Annotated in this window: 17 protein-coding genes; 11 read left to right on the top strand and 6 right to left on the bottom strand. The window is 72.5% G+C overall.

All coding sequences use genetic code 11. The features are described 5' to 3' along the window. Positions 1-359: 359 nt before the first annotated feature. The 3 genes from HUO13_RS08855 (at position 360) to HUO13_RS08845 (ending at position 4,050) form a co-directional block, all read left to right on the top strand. Entirely contained in the window at positions 360-1,193 is an 834-nt protein-coding gene (locus HUO13_RS08855) for a PspA/IM30 family protein (RefSeq protein WP_211900939.1), read from the top strand. Between the two features lie 64 nt (positions 1,194-1,257). Beyond that, positions 1,258-2,205 carry a phage shock envelope stress response protein PspM gene (gene pspM, locus HUO13_RS08850; protein ID WP_211900938.1) on the top strand — a complete coding sequence of 316 codons (948 nt, stop codon included), beginning with the start codon at positions 1,258-1,260 and terminating at the stop codon, positions 2,203-2,205. Between the two features lie 576 nt (positions 2,206-2,781). Further along, complete coding sequence (locus HUO13_RS08845) at positions 2,782-4,050, top strand: uracil-xanthine permease family protein (RefSeq protein ID WP_211900937.1); 1,269 nt, start codon at positions 2,782-2,784, stop codon at positions 4,048-4,050. Here HUO13_RS08845 and HUO13_RS08840 read toward each other — a convergent pair. Beyond that, positions 4,005-4,832: a DNA-formamidopyrimidine glycosylase family protein gene (locus tag HUO13_RS08840; RefSeq protein ID WP_211902757.1), complete on the bottom strand. Its 828-nt coding sequence runs from the start codon at positions 4,830-4,832 to the stop codon at positions 4,005-4,007. The two genes, HUO13_RS08845 and HUO13_RS08840, sit on opposite strands and share 46 nt — an antisense overlap. A 122-nt stretch (positions 4,833-4,954) precedes the next feature. After that, positions 4,955-5,803, bottom strand: a complete 849-nt coding sequence (locus HUO13_RS08835; protein ID WP_211900936.1) for a ParA family protein — start codon at positions 5,801-5,803, stop codon at positions 4,955-4,957. A gap of 105 nt (positions 5,804-5,908) precedes the next feature. Here HUO13_RS08835 and HUO13_RS08830 point away from each other — a divergent pair, with 105 nt between their 5' ends. Next, positions 5,909-6,643: a class I SAM-dependent methyltransferase gene (locus HUO13_RS08830; RefSeq protein WP_211900935.1), complete on the top strand. Its 735-nt coding sequence runs from the start codon at positions 5,909-5,911 to the stop codon at positions 6,641-6,643. Between the two features lie 305 nt (positions 6,644-6,948). Next, entirely contained in the window at positions 6,949-7,368 is a 420-nt protein-coding gene (locus tag HUO13_RS08825) for a DUF3040 domain-containing protein (RefSeq protein WP_211900934.1), read from the top strand. Between the two features lie 231 nt (positions 7,369-7,599). On the opposite strand, the gene HUO13_RS08820 is transcribed toward HUO13_RS08825, so the two are convergent. From HUO13_RS08820 to HUO13_RS08810, 3 genes are read right to left on the bottom strand one after another with little or no spacing between them, the layout of a single operon-like run. Then, the gene (locus HUO13_RS08820) at positions 7,600-9,837 is read right to left on the bottom strand and encodes a transglutaminase TgpA family protein (RefSeq protein ID WP_211900933.1); all 2,238 of its coding nucleotides are present in this window, start codon (positions 9,835-9,837) and stop codon (positions 7,600-7,602) included. A 20-nt stretch (positions 9,838-9,857) separates the two neighbouring features. After that, a complete protein-coding gene (locus tag HUO13_RS08815; protein ID WP_211900932.1) occupies positions 9,858-11,114 on the bottom strand; it encodes a DUF58 domain-containing protein in 1,257 nt (418 codons plus the stop codon). Between the two features lie 2 nt (positions 11,115-11,116). After that, positions 11,117-12,208: an AAA family ATPase gene (locus tag HUO13_RS08810; protein ID WP_211900931.1), complete on the bottom strand. Its 1,092-nt coding sequence runs from the start codon at positions 12,206-12,208 to the stop codon at positions 11,117-11,119. 855 nt (positions 12,209-13,063) lie between these two features. Between HUO13_RS08810 and mraZ the strand changes: the two genes are divergently transcribed. From mraZ to HUO13_RS08785, 5 genes are all read left to right on the top strand, one after another. Then, a complete protein-coding gene (gene mraZ / locus HUO13_RS08805) occupies positions 13,064-13,495 on the top strand; it encodes a division/cell wall cluster transcriptional repressor MraZ (protein WP_211900930.1) in 432 nt (143 codons plus the stop codon). Between the two features lie 258 nt (positions 13,496-13,753). Continuing rightward, a complete protein-coding gene (gene rsmH, locus HUO13_RS08800) occupies positions 13,754-14,746 on the top strand; it encodes a 16S rRNA (cytosine(1402)-N(4))-methyltransferase RsmH (RefSeq protein WP_211900929.1) in 993 nt (330 codons plus the stop codon). Further along, entirely contained in the window at positions 14,743-15,447 is a 705-nt protein-coding gene (locus tag HUO13_RS08795; protein WP_211900928.1) for a hypothetical protein, read from the top strand. Before rsmH ends, HUO13_RS08795 begins: the two co-directional genes overlap by 4 nt. After that, the gene (locus HUO13_RS08790) at positions 15,447-17,288 is read left to right on the top strand and encodes a peptidoglycan D,D-transpeptidase FtsI family protein (RefSeq protein WP_211900927.1); all 1,842 of its coding nucleotides are present in this window, start codon (positions 15,447-15,449) and stop codon (positions 17,286-17,288) included. The genes HUO13_RS08795 and HUO13_RS08790 overlap by 1 nt, the downstream gene beginning before the upstream one ends. Before the next feature lie 63 nt (positions 17,289-17,351). After that, positions 17,352-18,140, top strand: coding sequence for an IclR family transcriptional regulator domain-containing protein (locus HUO13_RS08785; RefSeq protein WP_211902756.1), 789 nt, complete (start codon positions 17,352-17,354; stop codon positions 18,138-18,140). A gap of 79 nt (positions 18,141-18,219) precedes the next feature. Here HUO13_RS08785 and HUO13_RS08780 read toward each other — a convergent pair whose 3' ends face one another. Then, entirely contained in the window at positions 18,220-19,107 is an 888-nt protein-coding gene (locus tag HUO13_RS08780) for a class I SAM-dependent methyltransferase (RefSeq protein WP_211900926.1), read from the bottom strand. Positions 19,108-19,692: 585 nt separating this feature from the next. On the opposite strand from HUO13_RS08780, the gene HUO13_RS08775 reads away from it, so the two are divergent. After that, a complete protein-coding gene (locus tag HUO13_RS08775) occupies positions 19,693-21,198 on the top strand; it encodes an acetyl-CoA hydrolase/transferase family protein (RefSeq protein ID WP_211900925.1) in 1,506 nt (501 codons plus the stop codon). Positions 21,199-21,238 lie beyond the last annotated feature (40 nt).

Below are 21,238 nucleotides of genomic sequence, written 5' to 3'. Positions count from 1 at the left end.
CTTGGTCGGCGGGTGCCGGTTGGGCTCGTGGGGCGCGTGGGTTCGGCTCGTGGGGGCTTTGGCGGTCGGGTGCCTGTTGGGCTCGGGCGTGCCTGGGTTGGGCTCTCGGGGCTTGTTCGCCCCGTGGTGATTTGTAGGCGATGTCACTCTTTCGGGCTGGTCAGGGTGGCCCGGGTGCCGGTGTCGGCGGTCGGCCTGGTTCGATCTTGTCGCTGTTGGGTTGCGACTCGGGGAAAATTCCGGAGATCTCCCCGGTCTGGTGGAAGCGCACACAGCGACCTGACACGATGGAACCAGTGGGCACGCTGGGGCGTTGTGCCTCGTGGGCAGCCGAGCATGAGAGAAGGCAGGCGGAGGAGATGGCCAACCCGTTCGTGAAGGCTTGGAAGTACCTGATGGCGTCGTTCTCGTCGAAGGTCGACGAGCACGCCGACCCGAAGGTGCAGATCCAGCAGGCCATCGAGGAAGCGCAGCGGCAGCACCAGGCGCTCTCCCAGCAGGCCGCCTCGGTGATCGGCAACCAGCGCCAGCTGGAGATGAAGCTCAACCGCCAGCTCGGCGAGGTCGAGAAGCTGCAGGCCTCGGCCCGGCAGGCGCTGGTCATGGCCGACCAGGCGCGGACCGAGGGCGACGAGGTCAAGGCCCAGAAGTACGAGGAGACCGCGACCCAGCTCGCGAGCCAGCTGGTGACGGCCGAGCAGGGCGTCGAGGACCTCAAGACGCTGCACGACCAGTCGCTGGGAGCCGCCGAACAGGCCAAGCAGGCCGTGGAGCGCAACGCCCAGGTGCTGCAGCAGAAGATCGCCGAGCGGACCAAGCTGCTCAGCCAGCTGGAGCAGGCCAAGATGCAGGAGCAGGTCTCCTCGTCGCTGCGCCAGATGACCGAGGTCGCCGCTCCCGGCAACACCCCCTCGCTGGAGGAGGTCCGGGACAAGATCGAGCGCCGCTACACCACCGCCCTCGGCGAGGCGGAGCTGGCGCAGAACAGCGTCCAGGGCCGGATGATGGAGGTCCAGCAGGCCTCCATCGACGCCGCGGGCGCCAGCAGGCTCGCCCAGATCCGGGCGTCCATGGGCGGCGGCCAGCAGCAGGTCACCGGTGGTGGCCAGCAGCAGGTGACCGGCGGGCAGAACGCCGCGGAGCCGGCCACCCAGCAGCAACAGCAGCAGAACCCGCAGACCGGCCAGGCCTGAGCGGCCACCGGTCGCGCGGCTGGCGCGGGAAGTTCGGGCAGGACGGCGGACTGGGGCGGTTCAGTTGGGATCAGGAGCCAGGCCGAGCAGGCAGGAGCTCACGCAATGGGGCGAAGCCGCGATCGAGCAGCTTCGCGGCCCGGTGCTGACCAACGTGCGTCGCAAGATCGCGCAGTGGCGTGATCCCCGCGCCCGCCTGCTCCGGCAGCGCAGGCGCGCGAAGCGCACCACCGTCGGCAGCGCGGTCACCACCGGCGTCCTGGGAGCCGGTTCCTACGCCTCATTCGCCATGGATGCGATGTGGGCCGCGGTCGGCTCCCTCGGCGAGGTCGCCCAGCAGGGCGCCGTGTTCGGGCTGGGCGGGCTGGCCGTGGCCTCCGGCGCCGCCACGATCGGCGCGGGCGTGAAGTACCGCAGGCTCAAGCGGATGCCACTGCCGGAGGCCGCGCCCGACCCGGTTGAGCTGCCGCCTGCCGGATCGCAGGCCAGGGAGCCCATGCGGCGGTTGCGCGATGCCGAGCAGAGCCTCCACGAGGCGCTGACTCAGCTCACCGCCAGCGGAACCGGCAGCGAGGCCGTCGACGCCCGTGCCACGGCCGGCCAGACCGCCACCGCCCTGCGCCAGGTCGCGGCGCGGTTGCAGGCGGTGGAGGCGGCCATCCAGCACGCGCCACCCTCCGACCGGGCCGCGCTGGAGGAGGACGTGCGCAAGCTGCGCGCCGAACTCGACGAGGGCATCGACACCTACTGCGGGCTGGTCGCCGCGGCTGGTCGTGCCGTCGCGGCCAGCGGCGCACCCGAGCAGAAGTACCTGATCCAGGACGCCACCGACCGCCTCGTCGGCCTCGCCGCGGCGTTGCAGGAGCTTTCCGGCGCAGGCCCGCGCGCCGACGGCCAGGCCTCTCGATTCGACAGCCCGGCCTCCCACGTCGACGGATCTGCCCCGCGGGTCGAAACGGATGTGGCCGAGCCGCGCCGGTCGCGCAACCAGGAACCGGGCCAGTACAGCTGACCGCGGCGGCGGGCCGCCGTGGGCACCCAGATCACCTGCCCTGCGGGCCCACGGCCCGTGCGGACACCGCAGCCCCGGCACTCGGTGGCCCGGACTTCCACGGCCATGTGGCGCCGGGACCTGGATGCTCGGCGACCTGGACCCTCGGCGTTCGTGGAGCGCGGGCAGCTAGGGGCTCTCGCGGGCCCGCATTCTCGGCGGCCATGGGGCGCGGGGCGGCCTGAACACTCGGCGGCCTGAGGCGCTTCGCCGGGCCGGCTGCGCCGACGTCTGGTTGCCGCCATGTGGACGCTGCTGCCACCCGCACAGGCGACCGGAGGCACACTGCTTGGGGGAGCTGGGGCCGCTCCCGTCGGCCGCAGGCCGCCCGCCGGACGGATGACCAGCACGTCCGGCTGACTTCGCGAGGCATCCGGGCGACACGCCGGACCACCTGCGTTACAGCAGGTAGTTCTAATTTCATCTGTTCGGGTCCGGCACTCCTTGATTGTGTGATGCGAAATAGTAATCTTCCCGTTGTCACTACATACCGTGGCACCATCTCCGTCTGAGCGGGGAAGTCGGGAGAGGAACGACGTGGCGTTGTGGACCGTGCACGGCAACGGTCGACACTTGCTGGGCGACGCCGTCGTCACCTCCGAGGAACGCCTGAGCTGGCCCCTCACCATCGGCCTCGGCGTCCAGCACCTGCTCGCCATGTTCGGCATGACGACGCTTGTCCCGCTGCTCACCGGCTTCCCGGTCACCACCACCCTGCTGCTCTCCGGTGTGGGCACGCTCCTGTTCGTCGTCGTCACCCGAAACCGCATCCCGAGCTATCTGGGTGCCTCCGCGGCGTTCGTGGTGCCGCTGGTCGTCGCGTCGGAGACCGGCGGTGCCGGTCCGGCCGCGCTGCTCGGCGGGATCATGGTCGTCGGACTGGTCGTGACGGCCGTCGGCGTGGCGGTCAAGGCGCTCGGCGTCCGCCTGCTGGAGTCCGCGATGCCGCCGATCGTCACCGGCGCGATCGTGCTGATGATCGGACTGAGCCTGGCCCCGCAGTCGGTCGAGTCGGTGGACAAGCACCCGGTCGCGGCGGCGCTGACGCTGGGCACGGTGGTGCTGGCGACGGTGGCCAGCCGCGGCCTGCTCGCCAGGGCATCGGTGCTGCTGGGCGTGCTGGTCGGCTGGGCGTACGCGGCGGTGACCTTCCAGCTCGACGAAGCGCGGCTGGCCGGGCTGCGCGACGCGCCGTGGTTCGGACCGCCCGACCTGATCGCCCCGCAGGTGCACCTGTCGGTCATGCCCTACGTGCTGCCGTTGGTGATCGTGCTGGTCGCCGAGCACGTCGGGCACCTCAAGGCGGTCGCCGCGCTGACCGGCCGCAACCTCGACGGCAGCGTCGGGGACGCGCTGATCGGCGGCGGGCTGGCCACCACGCTGTCGGGCTCGGCGGGCGGTTCGGCGCTGAGCAGCTACGCCGCCAACGTCGGGGTCATGGCCGCGACCAGGGTCTACTCGACGGCGGCGTGCGTGGTCGCCGCCGGGGCGTCGGTGGTGCTGTCGTTCAGCCCGAAGCTCGCGGCGCTGATCAACACCATCCCGCTGGGCGTGCTCGGCGGCGCCACGCTGGTGCTGTTCGGCATGCTCGCGATGGTCGGCGTGCGGATCTGGCTGGACGCCAGGGTCGACTTCGCCGATCCGGTCAACGTCGCGGTGCTGGGCACCGCGATCATCGCCGGGGTCGGCAACCTCACGCTCTCGATCGGGGCGCTGCGGATCACCGGTGTGGTCTGGGGCTCGGTGGGGATCGTCCTGCTCTACCCGCTGCTGCGCCGTCTGGCCGACGCCCGCCGCTCGTCCTGAGCCCCGCGCTGGCAGTTCGGGCAGTGGTAGGCCACGCGTTCCTCGATGCCGTGCCCCTGCACGCCTCGCCGGACCGCGCCGCCGCATCGCAGGCACGTCCGGCGCCCGTAGACCCAGTGGGTCCGCCCGCGCCGCTCGTCGCCGGTCGTGGACTGCTCCGGGTGCCAGGCGTTGCGCAGCAGCAGCTCGCGGGACAGCCGGACGGCCTCGGCCGCGTCCACTTCGGACACCGGGGTCCACGGGGTGCTGCCGAGCAGGAAGCAGACCTCGGTCTTGTAGAGGTTCCCGACACCTGCGACCACGCTCTGGTCCAGCAGGGCCAGCCCTATCTCGCGGTCGGGGTCGGCGGTCAGCCGCCGCACCGCCTCCAGCGCGGCGGGCTCGTCCCAGTCCGGTGACAGCAGGTCGGGACCGAGGTGACCGACCAGCCGGTGCTCGTCGCCGGTCCGCAGCAGGTGCAGGTCGTGCAGGTTGAAGCCGACGGCGCTGCGCTGCTCCGTCGCCAGGATCGCCCGTGCCTGGTGACCGGGACGGCGCCACCGCGCACCGGGGGAGTAGACGTGCCAGGCGCCGTCCATCCGCAGGTGGCTGTGCAGCGTGCGGTCGCCGTCGAACCGGATCAGCAGGTGCTTGCCCGCGGGGCGGACCTCGCGCACGGTGCGGCCCGCCAGGTCGACCTCGGCCAGCCTGGGATGCCGGAGCTCGCCGCGCACCAGCACCTCGCCCGCCAGCGCCTCGTGCAACCGGTGGCAGGCCAGGAAGACCGTGTCGCCCTCCGGCAGAGCAGGCTCACCGCCCTTCCAGCGCCGGCTTCAGCCCCCGCGGGACACCCGCGGTGCCCGATCCGTCCATGCTCGCACCTGTTCATGCCGGAAGGCGCCTCTGCGCGGCGAACCGGGGCCGGTCATTCGGCGGCTTCCTCGAACTCCTCGTCGTCGAAGTCATCCAGCTCCGCGCTGCGGTCGACCCGGCCCGCCCGCAGCGTGCGCGCCAGCAGCAGGTTGAACGCCAGCGCGACCTCGCGCGCGCCCGGCGTGCCCCACTGGTGGATCGGCATGCAGGCGCCCTGCGCCTGCTGCACGGCGAGCCGGTCGGGCAGCGCCACCGGCATCACCAGCGGGCCGAAGATCTCCCGGAGCTCCTCGATGCGGTACTGGTGCTCGTGCGACCGCGGCCGGACCCGGTTGACCACCACGCCCAGGGGCTGCAACCGCGGGTTGTTCGCCTCCCGTTCGGCCTGCACCGCCTCGAAGGCGCGCTGGACTCCGGAGACGGCGAAGATCGTCGGCTCGGTGACCAGCATCGCCCGGTCGGCCGCGACCAGCGCGGACCGGGTCAGCCTGCCCAGCGACGGCGGGCAGTCCAGCAGCACCAGCTGGTAGGGCAGCTCGCCGTCGGCGATCAGCTCGTCCAGCCGGGACAACGCCGTGGTCAGCTTGGAGAGGTGCTCCTCGTCGGGGTGGTGGCCGTTGTGCAGCTCGCCGTCCTCGGAGCCGACCAGGACGTCGACCTCCTCGCCCCACGCGCTGGGCGCGACCGCCGCGCTCAGCACCTCCGGGCGCGGGTCGGCCAGCACGTCGCCGAGCTCCTTGTCGGTCGCGTCCGGCTCCAGGCATGCGGTCGCGTTGCACTGCGGATCCAGGTCCACGACCAGGGTTCGAACCCCTCGGCGCATGGCCGCCGAAGCGAGGCCGAGCACCACGGTCGTCTTGCCCACGCCACCCTTGAGACTCAGCACTGCCACCGTATGCACGCCCGTAGCCTACGGAACTGCCGGGTGATCTCGTGTCCTGCTCGTCAATCCGTGACCGCACGCCACGTGAACAGCCCGCGTGACCCGCTATTACGCTTGGCGCTCATGAGATCCGACGCGGTCCACCGGGTGCTGGAAGCCGAACTCGCCCAAGCTCGGAAGCGGCGGGGCGGTCAGCCGCCGCGGGTGCTCGACGTCGGTGGCGGCAGCGGCGTGTGGGCGGTCCCACTGGCCTCCGCGGGCTGCGCCGTGACCGTCGTGGACCCCAGCCCCAACGCACTCGCCACGTTGCAGCGCCGGGCGGCCGACGCCGGGGTGGCCGACCGGATCACCCCGTTGCAGGGCGACACCGACGCGCTGCACGCGGTCAGTCCCGAGGGTGGCGCCGACCTGGTGCTCGGGCACGGGCTGCTGGAGGTCGTCGACGACGTGGCCTCGGCGCTGCGCGAGATGGCGGCGGCCACCGCGCCCGGCGGCGCGGTGTCGGTGCTGGTCGCCAACCGGCACGCGGCGGTGCTGGCGCGGGCGCTGACCGGCCGGGTCACCGAGGCGCTGAAGCTGTTCCAGGACCCCGACGGCAGGCTGGGCGACTGCACCGCCGACACGCTGCAACGCCGGTTCGACAGCGAGAGCGTCGAGCGGGTCATGCGCGAGGCGGGCATGGACGTCGAGCTGATCCAGGGCCAGGGCGTGCTCAGCGACATCGTCCCGGGATCGGTGCTGGAGAGCACCACCGGAGCCGCGGAGTCGCTGGCGGAGCTGGAGCGGGTCGCCGCCGCCCGGCCGCCGCTGCGCGACATCGCCACCCGGCTGCACGCGATCGGCCGCGTCGGCGGCTGACGACGTTGGCCACGTCGGCGGGACGCGGCGGGCGGAGCCCGGCGGCTCGCCGCGCCGGGCTTGCGCGGCCGGGCGGTGAAGGGTATTCCGGACCTGGCGCTGCCAAGATCGCCCGAGGGCACTGCCCCGACGGGATGATGTAGGCAACTCGCCGCGCACTCGTGCGGGGACCGGGTAGTCGTCGCGTCGCCGGAACCGTATCCTCGTGGGTGACGCCCCCAAGCGTTCGCCGGGTCCCCGCCCGGAGGGTCCGAATCCCTCTCGGGTCTCCGGCGCCACTGAGACACTGTGCCGGAGGAGGAGCCATGCCACTCTCCGAGCACGAGCAGCGACTGCTCGATCAGATCGAGCGCGCGCTCTACGCCGAGGATCCCAAGTTCGCCTCCAGCGTGCGCGGAGGACGGCTGCACCGCCCGTCCAGGCGTCGTCGCCTGCAGGGCATCGCCGTGTTCGCGCTGGGGTTGATCCTGCTGGTGCTCGGCGTGGTGATACCGGTCAGGGCGGCCGATATCCCTGTGGTGAGCGTGGTCGGCTTCCTCGTGATGTTCGGCGGAACATTGATGGTCTGGTCTGCCATGCGTGGTGGTGGCGGGGAGGACAGCGAGCCGGAGGCGGAGGACGGCGGCGGGAAGTCCGGCGGTGGCCGGAAGAAGCCCGAGAGCCGCGGTCGCAGCTCCCTCGCGAGGCGGATGGAGGAGCGCTTCCGCAAGCGCTTCGAGCAATAGCAACCCAACCTTTGGTGTGCGTGATCGCCGTCCGGATATCGGTCGGCGATCACTTCATGTCTGGGTGAGGTTGCACACGCGGGTGCCAGCCGTCCGCCGGTGCCATGGGGCGGCTCTTCGACGGCGTGTTGTCCTGCGTGCGGTGTCCTGAACAGCGGCTGATGCCGGACATCACGGCGGCGGTGTCCGATGCCGAACACCAAGGGCACCGGAACCGGCACTGAGCCGGTCCTACCGGCGCAGCACCGAGCGCGGCAGCAGGCGGTCCCGCCAGCTCAGCGGAGCGCTCCGGTGGAGGGCAGCCACCGCTTCGCGCAGGAACTCGGCAACGGCCGGGTCCGGTTCGCGGCCCGACGGTGCGTACCACTCCCGCTCCACGGCGCCCACGAGCGCCCGTACGGCGCGGGAACCCTCCGCGTCGAGCGCGTGGCCGTCGATGAGCGCGTTGGCGCTGTGCCGGACCGTCCGGGCGGCCTCCGGCCGCGTTCCGCGGTCCCAGAACTCGTCGAGCAGCTCCCGCCACGCCGCTCCGGCCGAGCCGGGGCCGCCTTCGGCGACCGTCCGCAGCCGCAGCCGCCTGCGAGCCTCGCGCAGCGCGGCGGGACACGCGACGATCACCAGCGCCACCAGCACGACCAGCAGCAACGTCAGCCACGGCCCGCCGCCGGTGTCGGTGCGGCCCGGCTGCTGCACGGCGTTGCGCTCGCCGCCGTCCACCACGCCCGGCTGCGGCTGCTGACCTGGGGGTGTAGGCGTCGGCGGCGTCGACACACCAGGCGGCGGTGGCAGGGCCTGTCCGGGCGCCGGTTCGCGGTTCAGGTAGTCCGGCAGCGACGTCCGGCCGTCGTCCAGCGGCGTCGGGTCGAAGGTCGTCCAGCCCCAGCCCGGGAAGTAGGCCTCCACCCAGGCGTGCGCGTCGTCGGTGCTGATCACGCGGGAGTCGCCGTCCTGGTAGCCGGCGGTGAAGCCGACCGCGACCCGCGAGGGGATGCCCGCCGCCCGCAGCAGCACCGCCATCGACGACGCGAACTGCTCGCAGTAGCCCCGCTTGCCGCGGAACAGGAAGTCCGACAGCGCGTTGCTGCCCGACGGGGGCGCGGTCTCCAGCTCGTAGGAGAAGCCGTTGGACGGGTCGGTGAAGAACCGGTTGAGCGCGGTGACCTTGTCGAAGTCGGTCGGCTGGCCGGCGGTGAGCCGCCTGGCCAGGTCGGTGACCTCGGGCGGGATGCCCGTGGTGTCCAGGTAGGCGGGGTCGATCCGCACCGGTCCGTTGGCGCCGCGCAGCTGCTGCGGGGTGGGGGAGGAGAGCGTGAGCTGCTCGGTGTAGGGCCTGCTCTGCTGCCGGGTCTGGGTGAACACGATCCCGGCGGCCGGGTCGTAGCGCCAGTCCGGCCCCATCCCCGACACGGCCTCGGGGGTGCCGAAGACCGGCAGCCAGGGGTCGCGGTAGCCCAGCGGTTCGATGTCCACCCGCATCGGGGTGCCGGTGGAGATGTCGGTGCCGTCCGGCAGCGGCAGCGGCTGGGTGGCGTCCACTCCCTGGGTGAGGCCGTCCATCTTCCAGCCGTTGCCCGGGTCGAACTTGCGCAGCGTCATCGCCCGCAGGTAGGTCTCCCGGTTCAGGCCGCGAACGCGGAACAGGTCGATGGTGCGGCTGCGGTCGAGCTGTCCGCGCAGCGAGGTGAACGGCTGCAGGCCGACGCCGCCGCTGGAGGTGCCGAAGCCGGTGGTGCCCGCGCCGGGCAGCCTGCCCTCGGTGCCGACGCCGGTGAACACCGTCCCGGTGAGCAGCGCGATCACCACGGAGGCACCGGCGACCGCGCTGGTCGTGCGGCCGAAGATGTTGCCGGCGACCGCGTCGCGGCTCTCCCGCCGCTGCCAGCGCTGGTGGTGGCCGCCGGAGGCCAGCAGCAGCGCGAACGCCAGCGCGCCGCCCACGAAGCTCCACCACGGCAGCATGTCGTCGGCCAGCGAAGCGGGGATGGCGTAGACGCACAGCAGGACCAGCCCGGCCACCGCGGGCGCCTGCAACGCCACCGCGATGATGTCGACGAGCATCGCGACCAGGCCCAGCCCCAGGCAGACCAGCGCCTGCAACGCCGTCTCGGCGGGAACCGGCGGCACGCCCTCGCGCACCAGGTCCAGCGCGCGGGTCAGCTCCTCGGACAGCTCGCCCAGCGCGGCCGGGCCAGGCAGGAAGCCCAACAACGCCTGGTTGGTGAACAGCGCGGTCAGGGCGGTCGTCAGGGCCAGCCCCTGCACGGCCACCACCAGCGGGGGCCACCAGCGCATCGTCCGGCCGAAGACGCCCGTCCCGGCGACGAGCCCGATGGTCAGCAGCGCGGGGACCACCCAGCGCGCGTCGGCGATCACCCCGGAGAAGGCGGTGGAGGCGAGCGCGACCGACACCGCCGCCGCGGCCGACGAGACGGTGGAGGTGTCGACCGCCCGGCCGGTTCCGGCGCTCATGCCACCTCCGGTTCCAGCGCTCACGACGCCACCCCTGTTCCCGCGGTCCCGTCGCTCTCCCGGCAGAGCTTGCCCCACGCCTCGGCGGTGGAGGTGCGGGGACCGCCGACGATCACCACCGTCCATCCCGCCGCGCGCAGCCTGCGGGCCGTCACCTGCGGGTCGAAGCCGCCGTCGGAGGGCTGCCCGCTCCAGGCCCGGACGTCCAGCAGCAGCGCGAGGCTCCTGGCCTCCTGCGGGCGCAGCCGGGTCAGTTCGGCGACCGCGGCCGTCGTGGTCTCGCCGAGCACCGCGACCAGCTCCTGGCCGTTGCCCGGGTCGCGACCGCACACCAGGTCGCGCTGGGTCGACGCGCGCAGCGCGGCCAGCGAGTCCAGCACCGCCTCGTCGTGCCCGCCGTCCGCGGGACCGGAACCGCCTGCGAGCTGGCGGCCGTCCTCGGTGACCAGCCGGACCTGCCTGCCGTGCCGGTTCAGGTGCAGGCTGATGCTGGCCGCGGCCGAGACCGCCCACTCGATGCTGGACCGAGCGCCGGTGCCGCGGTGAGCGGCCGTACGCCGGTCCAGCAGCACCGTCGTGCCGCCCTGCCACGGGCGCTCCTCGGCCCGCACCATCAGCTCGTCGCGGCGCGCGGTGGTCTTCCAGTGCACGCGCCGCATGTCGTCACCGTGCCGGTACTGGCGGACCATCGAGTCGTCGTCGCCGTGCCCGGCGCGCAACCGGGTCGTGCCGTCCTCACCGGTACCCAGCCCGGAGCCGGCGGGCAGCCCGCCCAACGGCACCACCCTGGGCACCGCGACCACCCGGCTGCGCCCGGCCAGCTCGCGCTCGAACTCCGACAGCCCGAACGGGTCGCCTATGCGCGTGCGCAGAGGGCCGATCTGGTGCACGCCCCGCAGCGACGGCTGCACGTCGTACTCCAGGACCGTGCCGCCCCGGCGGGGAACGTCGGACAGCCGGAACCGCGGACGGCCGCCGAGCGCGTGCGGGGTGCCGTCCTCGAGCTGGAGCCCGCCGACGGGCAGCCGGCCGGTGCCGGTGATGTGCAGCCGCACCAGCGCCTGCGACCCGACCGGGACCCGCATCGGCAGGACCTCGCGGCGGGCCGCCAGTCCGAAGCGCGAGCGGCCCGCCAGGAGCAGCGCCAGCAGCGGCAGGGCGGCGACGAACGCCGAGACCCGCAGCAGGTCGCGCTCGTCGAGGATGAGCGAGCACACGCCGGCGGCCACGCCCGCGGCCAGCAGGCATCGGCCCCGGATCGTCAGGCCGGAGAGCATGGCTAGCGCCGCCCGCCACCGTCACCGCGCGGCACGGAGATGCGGGTCAGCAGCTGGCGGACCAGGTCGGAGGCCGAACGCCGGGTGGCGCGGGCCTCGCTGGTGAGCACCAGGCGGTGCGCCAGCACCGGCACGGCCACGGCCTGGACGTCGTCGGGGACCACGAAGTCGCGTCCGGACAGCGCCGCCTGCGCGCGGGCGGCGCGCACGAGCTGGAGGGTCGACCGCGGCGACGCGCCCAGCCGCAGCTCGGGCAGGTGCCGGGTGGCGGTCACCAGTTCGACGACGTAGCGGCGCAGCTCGGTGCTGACGTGCACGGCGCGCACGGTCTGCACCAGCGACTGCACCTGCGCGCTGTCGGTGACCGGCCGCAGCTCGCGCAGCGGCTCGTGCCCCGTGTGCTCGTCGACCATCGCCAGCTCGGCCTGCGCGTCGGGGTAGCCGATGGAGACCCGGGCGGTGAACCGGTCGCGCTGCGCCTCGGGCAGGGCGTAGGTGCCCTCCATCTCGATGGGGTTCTGGGTGGCGATCACCATGAACGGGGCGCGCAGCGGGTAGGTCTCGCCGTCGACGGTGACCTGGTTCTCCTCCATGCACTCCAGCAGCGCGGACTGGGTCTTGGGGGAGGCGCGGTTGATCTCGTCGCCGACGACGATGTTGGCGAACACCGGGCCCGCGCGGAACTCGAAGCTCTCGCGCTGGCGGTTGAAGATGGAGACGCCGGTGATGTCGCTGGGCAGCAGGTCCGGCGTGAACTGGATGCGGCTGACGGTGCAGTCGATGGAGCGGGCGAGCGCCTTGGCCAGCGAGGTCTTGCCGACGCCCGGCACGTCCTCGACCAGCAGGTGCCCCTCTGCCAGCAGCGTCACCAGCGCGATCCGGACGACCTCGGGCTTGCCGACGAGCACCTGCTCGACGTTGGCGGCGATCCGCTGGATGGTGCTGTGCAGCGCGTCGACGTCCACGGTGCCCGGCTGCGCGCGACCGCGGTCTCCGTTGGATCCCTGGCCGCCGCCGTACCGGGGCCCGCCACCGGCCTCGGCGGCACCGTCCCCGGTCACCGCGGTGCCGGATGTGTGGATCTTGGACGTCACGCAACCTCCAGGTGCTCTCCCGGGTGTCCGCGGCGACGCGGCCGTGCTGTCTCCTCAGGCGTCGGGCGAGCGCACGCCGGGCTCGTGCTGCCACCCCTGAACGACTTCTCGATCATCTCGCCCTACGTCAGCGTGCCCATGCAGTGTGCCAAACCGGAGTGGCCTTCCGTAGCCGGGCGTGAGCGGGATCCTCCCCACTCCGCCCCACGGCGTGGCCCCGCCGGCGGCGGGCGCCGAGCATAGCGGCCCGGGTGCGGGCTGTGATCATCGTCGGGCGCGCCGTTTCCCCCACCTCGCTCCCCACCGGCGCTACCTGCGCAAACATCGTCAGGCTTCCGTGTCGGACCGGTGCGATTCGTGTTGACGGTGGAGCGAAGTGGGGTAGTGTGGTTGACGGTGGGGCGAACGGGGGTCCCGCTTTCGCCGGGCGCAGCAGCAGGCCGCGACACGCGGCGGCAGTGGCGGCGAACGCAGTAGCAGGGCAGTTGGCAGAGCAGTCGGGGTTGTGGCAGCCCGGTGCGGCGGAGCAGTCGGTGCCGCGGCGGGACGGCCGCAGCGGTCGCCCTCCAGGTCGGTGGGCACCGGGCAGTTGGCACGAGTGGTCCGCGCAGGACCGTCGTCAGCAGGAGATCGCCGGGGGTCGCCGTTGTCCAGCGGCCGGTTCCGGCGTCGCCGAGGTGACGAGGTCGACGTCGTCCGCTCCCTCCGGGGGCGAGCCGGTCCCCGGACCGGACGGGCGGCAGCGGTACCGCGGGCCGGTGGCCGAGTGCGCGTCACCGGTGGGTGAGCGCGCCGATCCCGGCGTAGGGGATTCGGGACCGTCGGTCGCCGGTGGCCCAGGGGAGGTGGCCGCCGATGTTCCTCGGTACCCACCACCCCAAGCTCGACGACAAGGGGCGGCTGACGTTGCCCGCGAAGTTCCGGGAAGCACTGGCAGGGGGGTTGATGGTCACCAAGGGACAGGACCACTGCCTCTATGTCTTCCCGCGCGCCGAGTTCGAGCAGATGGCCAGGAAGGTCGCCGAAGCCCCGTTCACCAACGAGTCCGTCCGCGCCTACCAGCGCTACCTGTTCGCAGGTACCGACGAGCAGCAGCCCGACGGCCAGGGCCGGATCTCGGTCGCCGCCGAGCTGCGCCGCTACGCGGGCCTCACCAAGGACTGCGTGGTCATCGGCGCGATCAACAGGCTGGAGATCTGGAACGCCGAGCGCTGGCAGACCTACCTCGACGAGCACGAGGAGGACTACGCGCAGGCCCGGGAGGAGGTGCTGCCCGGGGTCTTCTAGGCAGTTGGCAGGCGAACGTGGAAGTACTCGCGATCGGGTGTCGTGAGGCCTCGGTCCGCTCGGCTATCGCACGCCTGGTGCACCTTCCCCGGCATCAGGACGCGACGGGCGGGCGGGGACCTGACGGAACCCGGTCTCTGGGGGAACACCTCGTACGACGGGACTTCGGCGGTGCGGCCGAGCGCGGGCCCCGCGCTCGCGCGTGGGGCACCGCGGGCGTCGTGCGGCGGACAAGGCTAGCGGGAGGGAGGGACCGCCATGGCCGATGAGCGACAGCGGCGTGCGAACGACGGCGGTTCCGCGCGGGACCGGCACGTCCCGGTCATGCTGGAACGCACTCTCGAACTGCTCGCCCCGGCGCTGTCGAAGGGGCCCGCGGTGGTCGTCGACGCGACGCTGGGCATGGGCGGGCACTCCGAGGCGCTGCTGGCGGCGCACCCGGAGCTGACCCTGGTCGGGCTCGACCGCGACCCCGAGGCGCTGCGGCTGGCCGGTGAACGGCTGGCGCCCCACTCCGACCGGGTGCACCTGGTGCACGCGGTCTACGACGAGTGGACCGAGGCGTTGGCCGGGCTGGGCCTGTCCAAGGTCGACGGTGCACTGTTCGACCTCGGCGTCTCGTCGCTGCAGCTCGACGAGACCGACCGCGGGTTCGCCTACGCCCACGACGCTCCGCTGGACATGCGGATGGACTCCGGTGCGCCCCGCACCGCGGCGGACGTGCTCAACACCTACTCGGCGGCCGAGCTGACCCGGGTGCTGCGCGACTACGGCGAGGAGAAGTTCGCCGCCCGGATCGCCGCGGCGATCGTGCGGGAGCGGGCAAAGGCCCCGTTCGACCGCAGTGGGCGGCTGGTCGAGCTGCTCTACGACGCGGTCCCGGCGGCCAGCAGGCGCACCGGCGGGCACCCGGCCAAGCGGACCTTCCAGGCGCTGCGCATCGAGGTCAACGCCGAGCTGGAGGTGCTCGGGCGCGCGCTGCCCGCGGCGCTGGACTCGCTGGCGGTGGGCGGCCGGATGGTCGTGATGTCCTACCACTCCCTGGAGGACCGGATGGTCAAGCGGACCTTCGCCGAGCGGGCGAAATCGAAGACCCCGGTGGACCTGCCGGTGGAGCTGCCGGGCCACGGCCCGGAGATCCGGCTGCTCACCAGGGGAGCGGAACTGGCATCGGATGCGGAGACGGCGGCCAACCCCAGGGCCGCTTCGGTGCGGCTGCGGGCCGCGGAGCGGATCAAGGAGGCGGTATGACAGCACCGGCACGGAGCAGGACGACCGCTTCGCGCGCCAGTACCACCGAGCGCGAGCAGTCGGCCAAGACCAAGCAGCCGGCCGGGGGCAAGCGGACCCGGTCGGCGGCGGCCGAGCGCGCCTACGCCCGCCGCGAGGCGCGGCGCGAGCGCTCGCTGCGCGAGGCCCCGGAGCGGCGGCCGACCAGGCAGCGCCAGTCCACCGAGCAGCGCCGCCCGCGCCGGGTGGCGCTTCCCGCGGCGATGCTCCCGGAGCGGGTCGCGGGGTCCCGGCTGCCCCTGGTGGTGGTCTCGATGTCGCTGCTGGCGACCGGCCTGGTGGCGACGCTGTGGCTGTCGATCGCGGCGGTCAGCGGCTCCTACCGGCTCCAGCAGGGCGAGGCCGAGCTCACCGCGCTGAACGAGCAGAAGGAACGGCTGATGCTCGACGTCAACGCGCGCAACTCCACGCCGGCGCTGCAACGCGCCGCGGCCGCCGAGGGCCTGGTGCCCGCTCCGCAGGCCGCGCACCTGGTGACGAACCCGGACGGCACGGTCAGCGTGGTCGGTGATCCGCAGGCCGCCGAGGCCCCGGCCCCGCCGCCGGTCCAGGCGCCGCCCGCCCCGCCGCAGGCCGGCGAGCCGCCGGCGGCCCCACCGGAGCAGGCCGGGCACGACCCGCGTCGGCAGGCAGCGCTGGTTCCGGCGGTGGAGGGGCGCTGATGGTCCGCAGGGCGGCGCGGCGCGGCCGCCGCACGGCCCGCATCGACGTCGCCGGCAGCGACCGGCGGCTGGTGGTGGGCAGGATCCTGCTGGTCATCGCGCTGGTGATGACCGCGGGCAGGCTGGTGTGGGTGCAGGGCTTCCAAGCCAACGCGTTGTCGGAGAAGTCGGAGCGGCAGCGGATCACCAGGGACAACGCCCCCGCCGAGCGGGGGTCCTTCCTCGACCGCAGCGGCAACGTACTGGCCTTCAACAGCGAGGCCAAGCAGCTCTACGCCAACCCCAGCGACCTCACCAGGACCAAGGACGAGGCGCACGCCAAGGACCCGGGCAAGCCCACGGCCGAGCAGTACAAGCGGGAGATCGCCCGGTTCATCCACGCCAAGGTCGGTGACCGGCTGCCGGAGCAGGAGGTCTACGACGTCCTGTCGATGCCCGTGAAGTTCAGGTACTTCGGTCCGCTGGTCGACGTCGCGACCGCGCGGACGATCACCGAGGAGTTCCCCGAGATCGGCGCCGAGCACCGCGCCGTGCGCGAGTACCCCGCCGACGACGTGGCCGCCAACATCATCGGCGCCGCCCGCTGGTCGATGGACGACGGCAGGGTCCGGGGCCTGCTCGGCCTGGAGCACTCGCTGAACACCACGCTCGCCGGCCGCGACGGGGTCAAGGTCGCCGACACCGCGATGGGCAGCGACCTGGTCATCCCCGGCACCGAGCGCGAGCTGGAGCCGCCGACACCCGGCTCGGACGTGGCCCTGACCATCGACTCGGACCTGCAGTTCATGGTCCAGCGCGAGCTGTCCCGCTACGTCACCGAGTCCGGGGCCAAGGGCGGCAGCGCGGTCGTGCTGGACGCCAAGACGGGTGAGGTCTACGCGCTGGCCAACGACAAGACGTTCGACCCGGCGAGCGAACCAGCGACGTGGTCGCCGCAGGGCGTGGCGAACCCGGCGGTCACCACGCCGTTCGAACCCGGCTCGGTGAACAAGGTGATCACCGCGGCGGGCGCGATCGAGCACGGCCTGGTGACGCCGCAGGACGTGCTGCAGGTGCCCGGCAGCATCAAGGTGGCCGACGCGGTGATCGGCGACGCCTGGCCGCACGGGGTGCTGCCGCTGACCTTCACCGGCGTGCTCGGCAAGTCCTCCAACGTCGGCACGCTGATGATGGCCCAGAAGCTGGGCGAGGACCGCTTCAGCGAGCTGGTTCAGAAGTTCGGCGTCGGCCGCAAGACCGGCGTCGAGCTGCCCGGTGAGAGCCCGGGCCTGGTGCCGCCGCGCAACCAGTGGTCCGGCAGCACGTTCGGCAACCTGCCGATCGGGCAGGGCCTTTCGATGACGGTTCTGCAGATGGCCGGGATGTACCAGGCGATCGCCAACGACGGTGTCCGCGTGCCGCCGAGGATGATCTCGGCCGAGATCCGCCCGGACGGCACGCACGTGGCGCGTCCCGCGCCGGAGCCGGTGCGGGTGGTCAGCCCGGAGACCGCGCACACGGTCAGGGACATGCTGCGCTCGGTCGTGCAGGACGCTCCGCAGCAGCGCGGCACCGCGCCGGAGGCGGCGCTGGAGGGCTACCAGATAGCGGGCAAGACGGGCACCGCGCAGAAGATCGACAAGTCCTGCGGCTGCTACAGCCAGTCGGAGTACTGGAGCACCTTCGCCGGGATAGTCCCGGCCGACGACCCGCGGTTCGTGGTGGGGCTGATGCTCGACGACCCGGCGCGCGGGAAGTCGGCGGCTCCGCTGTTCCACGACATCGCGTCGTTCCTGACCCAGCGCTACCAGATCCCGCTGTCGAAGGAGCCCGCTCCGGTGCAGACGCTCCAGGCCAGATGAGCGCGCCGGGCCGGGTCGCGGCGAACTAGCATCGACGCGTTGCCCGCGAGTCGACCGGGAGGCGTGGTGGCAGCGGTTCGTGGTGCGCACTTCGTGCGGGCGGCCGAGCGCACGCTGGCGGTGCTGCGGGCGTTCGCGCCGGACCGGCCGGAGATGACGCTGACGGAGGTGGCCGAGGCCAGCGGCCTCGACCGGGCGGGCGCCCGGCGGCTGCTGCTCACGCTCATCGACCTCGGCTACGTCCACCACGACGGCAGGCAGTACGCGCTGACGCCGCAGGTGCTGGAGTTCGGCTACGCCTACCTGTCGAGCCGGTCGTTGCCGCAGATCGCCGAGCCGCACCTGCGCAGGCTCACCGGTGAGCTGCGGGAGATGACGGCGGTGGGGGTGCTCGACGGCGACGAGGTCCGCTACGTCGCGCAGGTGCCGGGGCCGAAGCTGCTGTCGGTGTCGATCCCGGTGGGCACCCGCTTCCCCGCGCACGCCACGTCGATGGGCAAGGTGCTGCTGGCGGCCATGCCGCCGGAGCACCTGGATGCGCGGCTGCGGGCGATGGAGCTCGGCAGGATCACCCCGCACACCATCACCACCCGGGAGGGCCTGCTGGCCGAGCTGGCGAAGGTGCGCAGGCAGGGGTTCGTGATCTCCGACGACGAGCTGGAGCCGGGGCTGCGCGGCGTCGCGGCACCCGTCCGGGGAGCCGATGGCCGGGTGGTCGCGGCGGTCAACGTCTCGCTCGACGCCCGCGGCGCCACGGAGGAGGTGGTCCGCAACGAGGTGGTGCCGCCGCTGGTCACCACGGCGGCCCGCGTCGAGGCGGACCTGCGGCTCAAGCCCGCGCGGGGAAGCTGAACAGGACGGCGGAGGCCGGTGGGCCCGGAGCAGTGGGCCCACCGGCGGTGGCGGCGCCGTGATGGCGGGGTGTCTGTCGTCAGGCGCCGCTGGTCGGTTCGGACTCCTCGAGGTAGCGCTTTTCCGCGACGTGGACGAAGAAGTCCGGCTCGGCGTCGGCGTAGGTCTCCTGGAAGTCGCCGTAGGTGTCGATCCGCTGGAAGCCGGTGTCGCGGAGCAGCCCGCGCAGGTAGTCCTTGCGCAGCGGGTACATGTTCAGGAAGAACTCGTCACCGCCGGGGAAGGTGTATCTGTAGCGCGCCAGCCCCTCGTCGGCGTGGTCGGGACGGGCCGAGACGCGTGCACCGCAGTAGTAGTAGGTGCGGCCGCTGGAGGACTCGCCGTCGAGGATGGCGTCGTAGTTGCGCTGGTCGATGACCAGCACGCCGTCGTGCTTGAGCAGCGCGTAGAACTCCGCCAGCGCCTTGCGCCGGTCGTGCTCGGAGAACAGGTGCGTGAAGGAGTTGCCGAGGCAGATGACCGCGTCGAACGGGCCCTGCACGTCGCGGGTGAGCCAGCGCCAGTCGCTGTTGACCGTGCGCAGCACGTGCCCGCCGTGTTCGATGCCGTTGCGGAACGCCCTGGCCAGCATCTGCGGGCTGCCGTCGGCGCTGGTGGTGTCGAATCCCGCGTCCAGCAGCCGGACCGAGTGGAAACCGGTGCCGGTCGCGGCGTCCAGGACCGTGCGCACGCCGCGCGAGCGCAGCTGCTCGATGAAGAAGCGGCCCTCGCCGTCGGCGCGCTTGTCCCAGTCGATCAGCTCGTCCCACCGGTCGACGATGCCGCCGACGTACTCGTGGGTGTAATGGCCGGTCTCGCGGACTTCCAGCGGGTTGTCCCCGAAGACCTGGTGCCGCAGGTCGAGGGAGTGGGTGGAGGCGGTCGGGTTCTGCGTTCCGCGCGAGCGGACTCGGACGTTCTGGCTCATGCTCCGTTTCCTCGAATTGCTCGAGATCGAATGCGAAAAGGGGAGCTCCCGCGCCGTGGCCGGGTTTTCCGGCCGCCGCGTCGTCGCTGCGATCGGCGCATCGCTGACGTTAGGTGAATCGCCCGGCGAATCAAGTGCGCCGCCGTTCCTCCCGCGATGTCCGGGCCTGTGCCGCATCCTCGGCGGAGCCGCCGGCCGAGGGCTGCTGACCAGGCCGATCACCGGATTCCGGGCACTGGCACGAACGGGTTTCCAAGCCGGTTCCGCTCGGCGGGCCCGGTGTTCGCAGCGCAATCGCCGGTGTCGCGGTGCGAACCGGGAAGTGCACCGGATCACGGGTGGCGATCTTGTGCGGCCGAGCCGCGAATCCGATGTCCAGCTCCGGCTTTCACGCAGTTCGGGGCCTTGTGCGGACTTCCGCCGATCGGCGCCGAGTTCCCGGCCGACGACGAGACGGACGCGATTTGTAGTGCGCGTCACGGTTATTTCCGCTCGGTTCCGCTTCTACGATCCGCGTCACATCTCGGGCCGAACTCCGGCGGGTCGCCTTCGGCCGTGCGGACGTGGAAGCGAAAGGGAGGATCGATGCGGATCCGGAACCGGGCTCTTGCGAACAAGGTGGTCGAGGCGCAGGAGGCCGCCGCCATGATCGAGCCGGGCACCAACATCGGCATGAGCGGATTCACCGGTGCCGGATATCCCAAGGAGGTGCCCGGTGCGCTGGCCAAGCGGCTGGCCGCCGAGGCCGCCGCGGGACAGCCCGGCAAGGTCGGCCTGTGGACGGGCGCGTCGACGGCTCCGGAGCTGGACGGGGTCCTGGCCGCGGCCGACGGGATCGACCTGCGGATGCCCTACCAGTCCGACCCGGTCAGCCGCGAGAAGATCAACTCCGGTGCGATGGACTACACCGACATCCACCTCTCGCACGTCGCGCAGCGGGTGTGGCAGGGCTTCTTCGGCGATCTGGACGTCGCGGTCGTGGAGGTCAGCGGGATCACCGAGGACGGCCGACTGGTCCCGTCGTCCTCGGTGGGCAACAACAAGACCTGGATCGAGCGCGCCGACAAGGTGATCCTCGAGGTCAACTCGTGGCAGAGCGAGCACCTCGAAGGCATGCACGACATCTACCACGGCACCGCGCTGCCGCCGCGGCGCACTCCGATCCCGCTGACGCACCCGGCCGACCGCATCGGCTCGCCGTACCTGGAGTGCCCGCCGGAGAAGGTCGTCGCGGTCGTGCGGACCGACTCGCCGGACCGCAACACGGTCTTCACCCCGCCCGACGGCGTCTCGCGGGCCATCGCCGGGCACGTGCTGGACTTCCTCGACCTGGAGGTCGCCGCAGGCAGGCTGCCGCGGAGCCTGCTGCCGTTGCAGTCCGGGGTCGGCAACGTGGCCAACGCCGTCCTCGCCGGGCTGCGGGAGGGGCCGTTCGAGGGGCTGACCGCCTACACCGAGGTGATCCAGGACGGGATGCTGGAGCTGATCGACTCCGGCAAGCTGCTGACCGCGTCGGCCACCGCGTTCTCGCTGAGCCCGGCGGCCGTGGACCGGTTCAACCGGGACGCCGCCGCCTACCGCGACCGGATCGTGCTGCGGCCGCAGGAGATCAGCAACCACCCCGAACTCGTGCGACGGCTGGGCTGTCTGGCGATGAACGGCGTGGTCGAGGCCGACATCCACGGCAACATCAACTCGACGCACCTGATGGGCAGCCGGATGCAGAACGGCATCGGCGGTTCCGGCGACTTCGCCCGCAACGCCTACGTGTCGGTCTTCGTGACCCCGTCGGTGGCCAAGGGCGGGGCGATCTCGGCGATCGTGCCGATGGTCTCGCACGTCGACCACACCGAGCACGACGTCGACGTCATCGTCACCGAGCAGGGGCTCGCCGACCTGCGCGGGCTGTCACCGCGCAGGCGGGCGCAGCTGGTCATCGACAGGTGCGCGCACCCGGACTTCCGGCCCGCGCTGCGCGACTACCACGAACGCGCGCTGCGGTCGTCCTTCGGCGGCCACACCCCGCACCTGCTCGCCGAGGCGCTGTCGTGGCACCAGCGCTACCTCGACGAGGGCACGATGCGGCGCTGACCAGCCGGGCCGGCCGAGCGGCTGCGCCGCACCGAACGCA

Origin of the sequence: Saccharopolyspora erythraea (genome assembly GCF_018141105.1) — a bacterium.
Lineage (GTDB): Bacteria > Actinomycetota > Actinomycetes > Mycobacteriales > Pseudonocardiaceae > Saccharopolyspora_D > Saccharopolyspora_D erythraea_A.
Note: the sequence above shows the minus strand (reverse complement) of the source record. Positions and strands in the feature narration are given on the sequence as shown.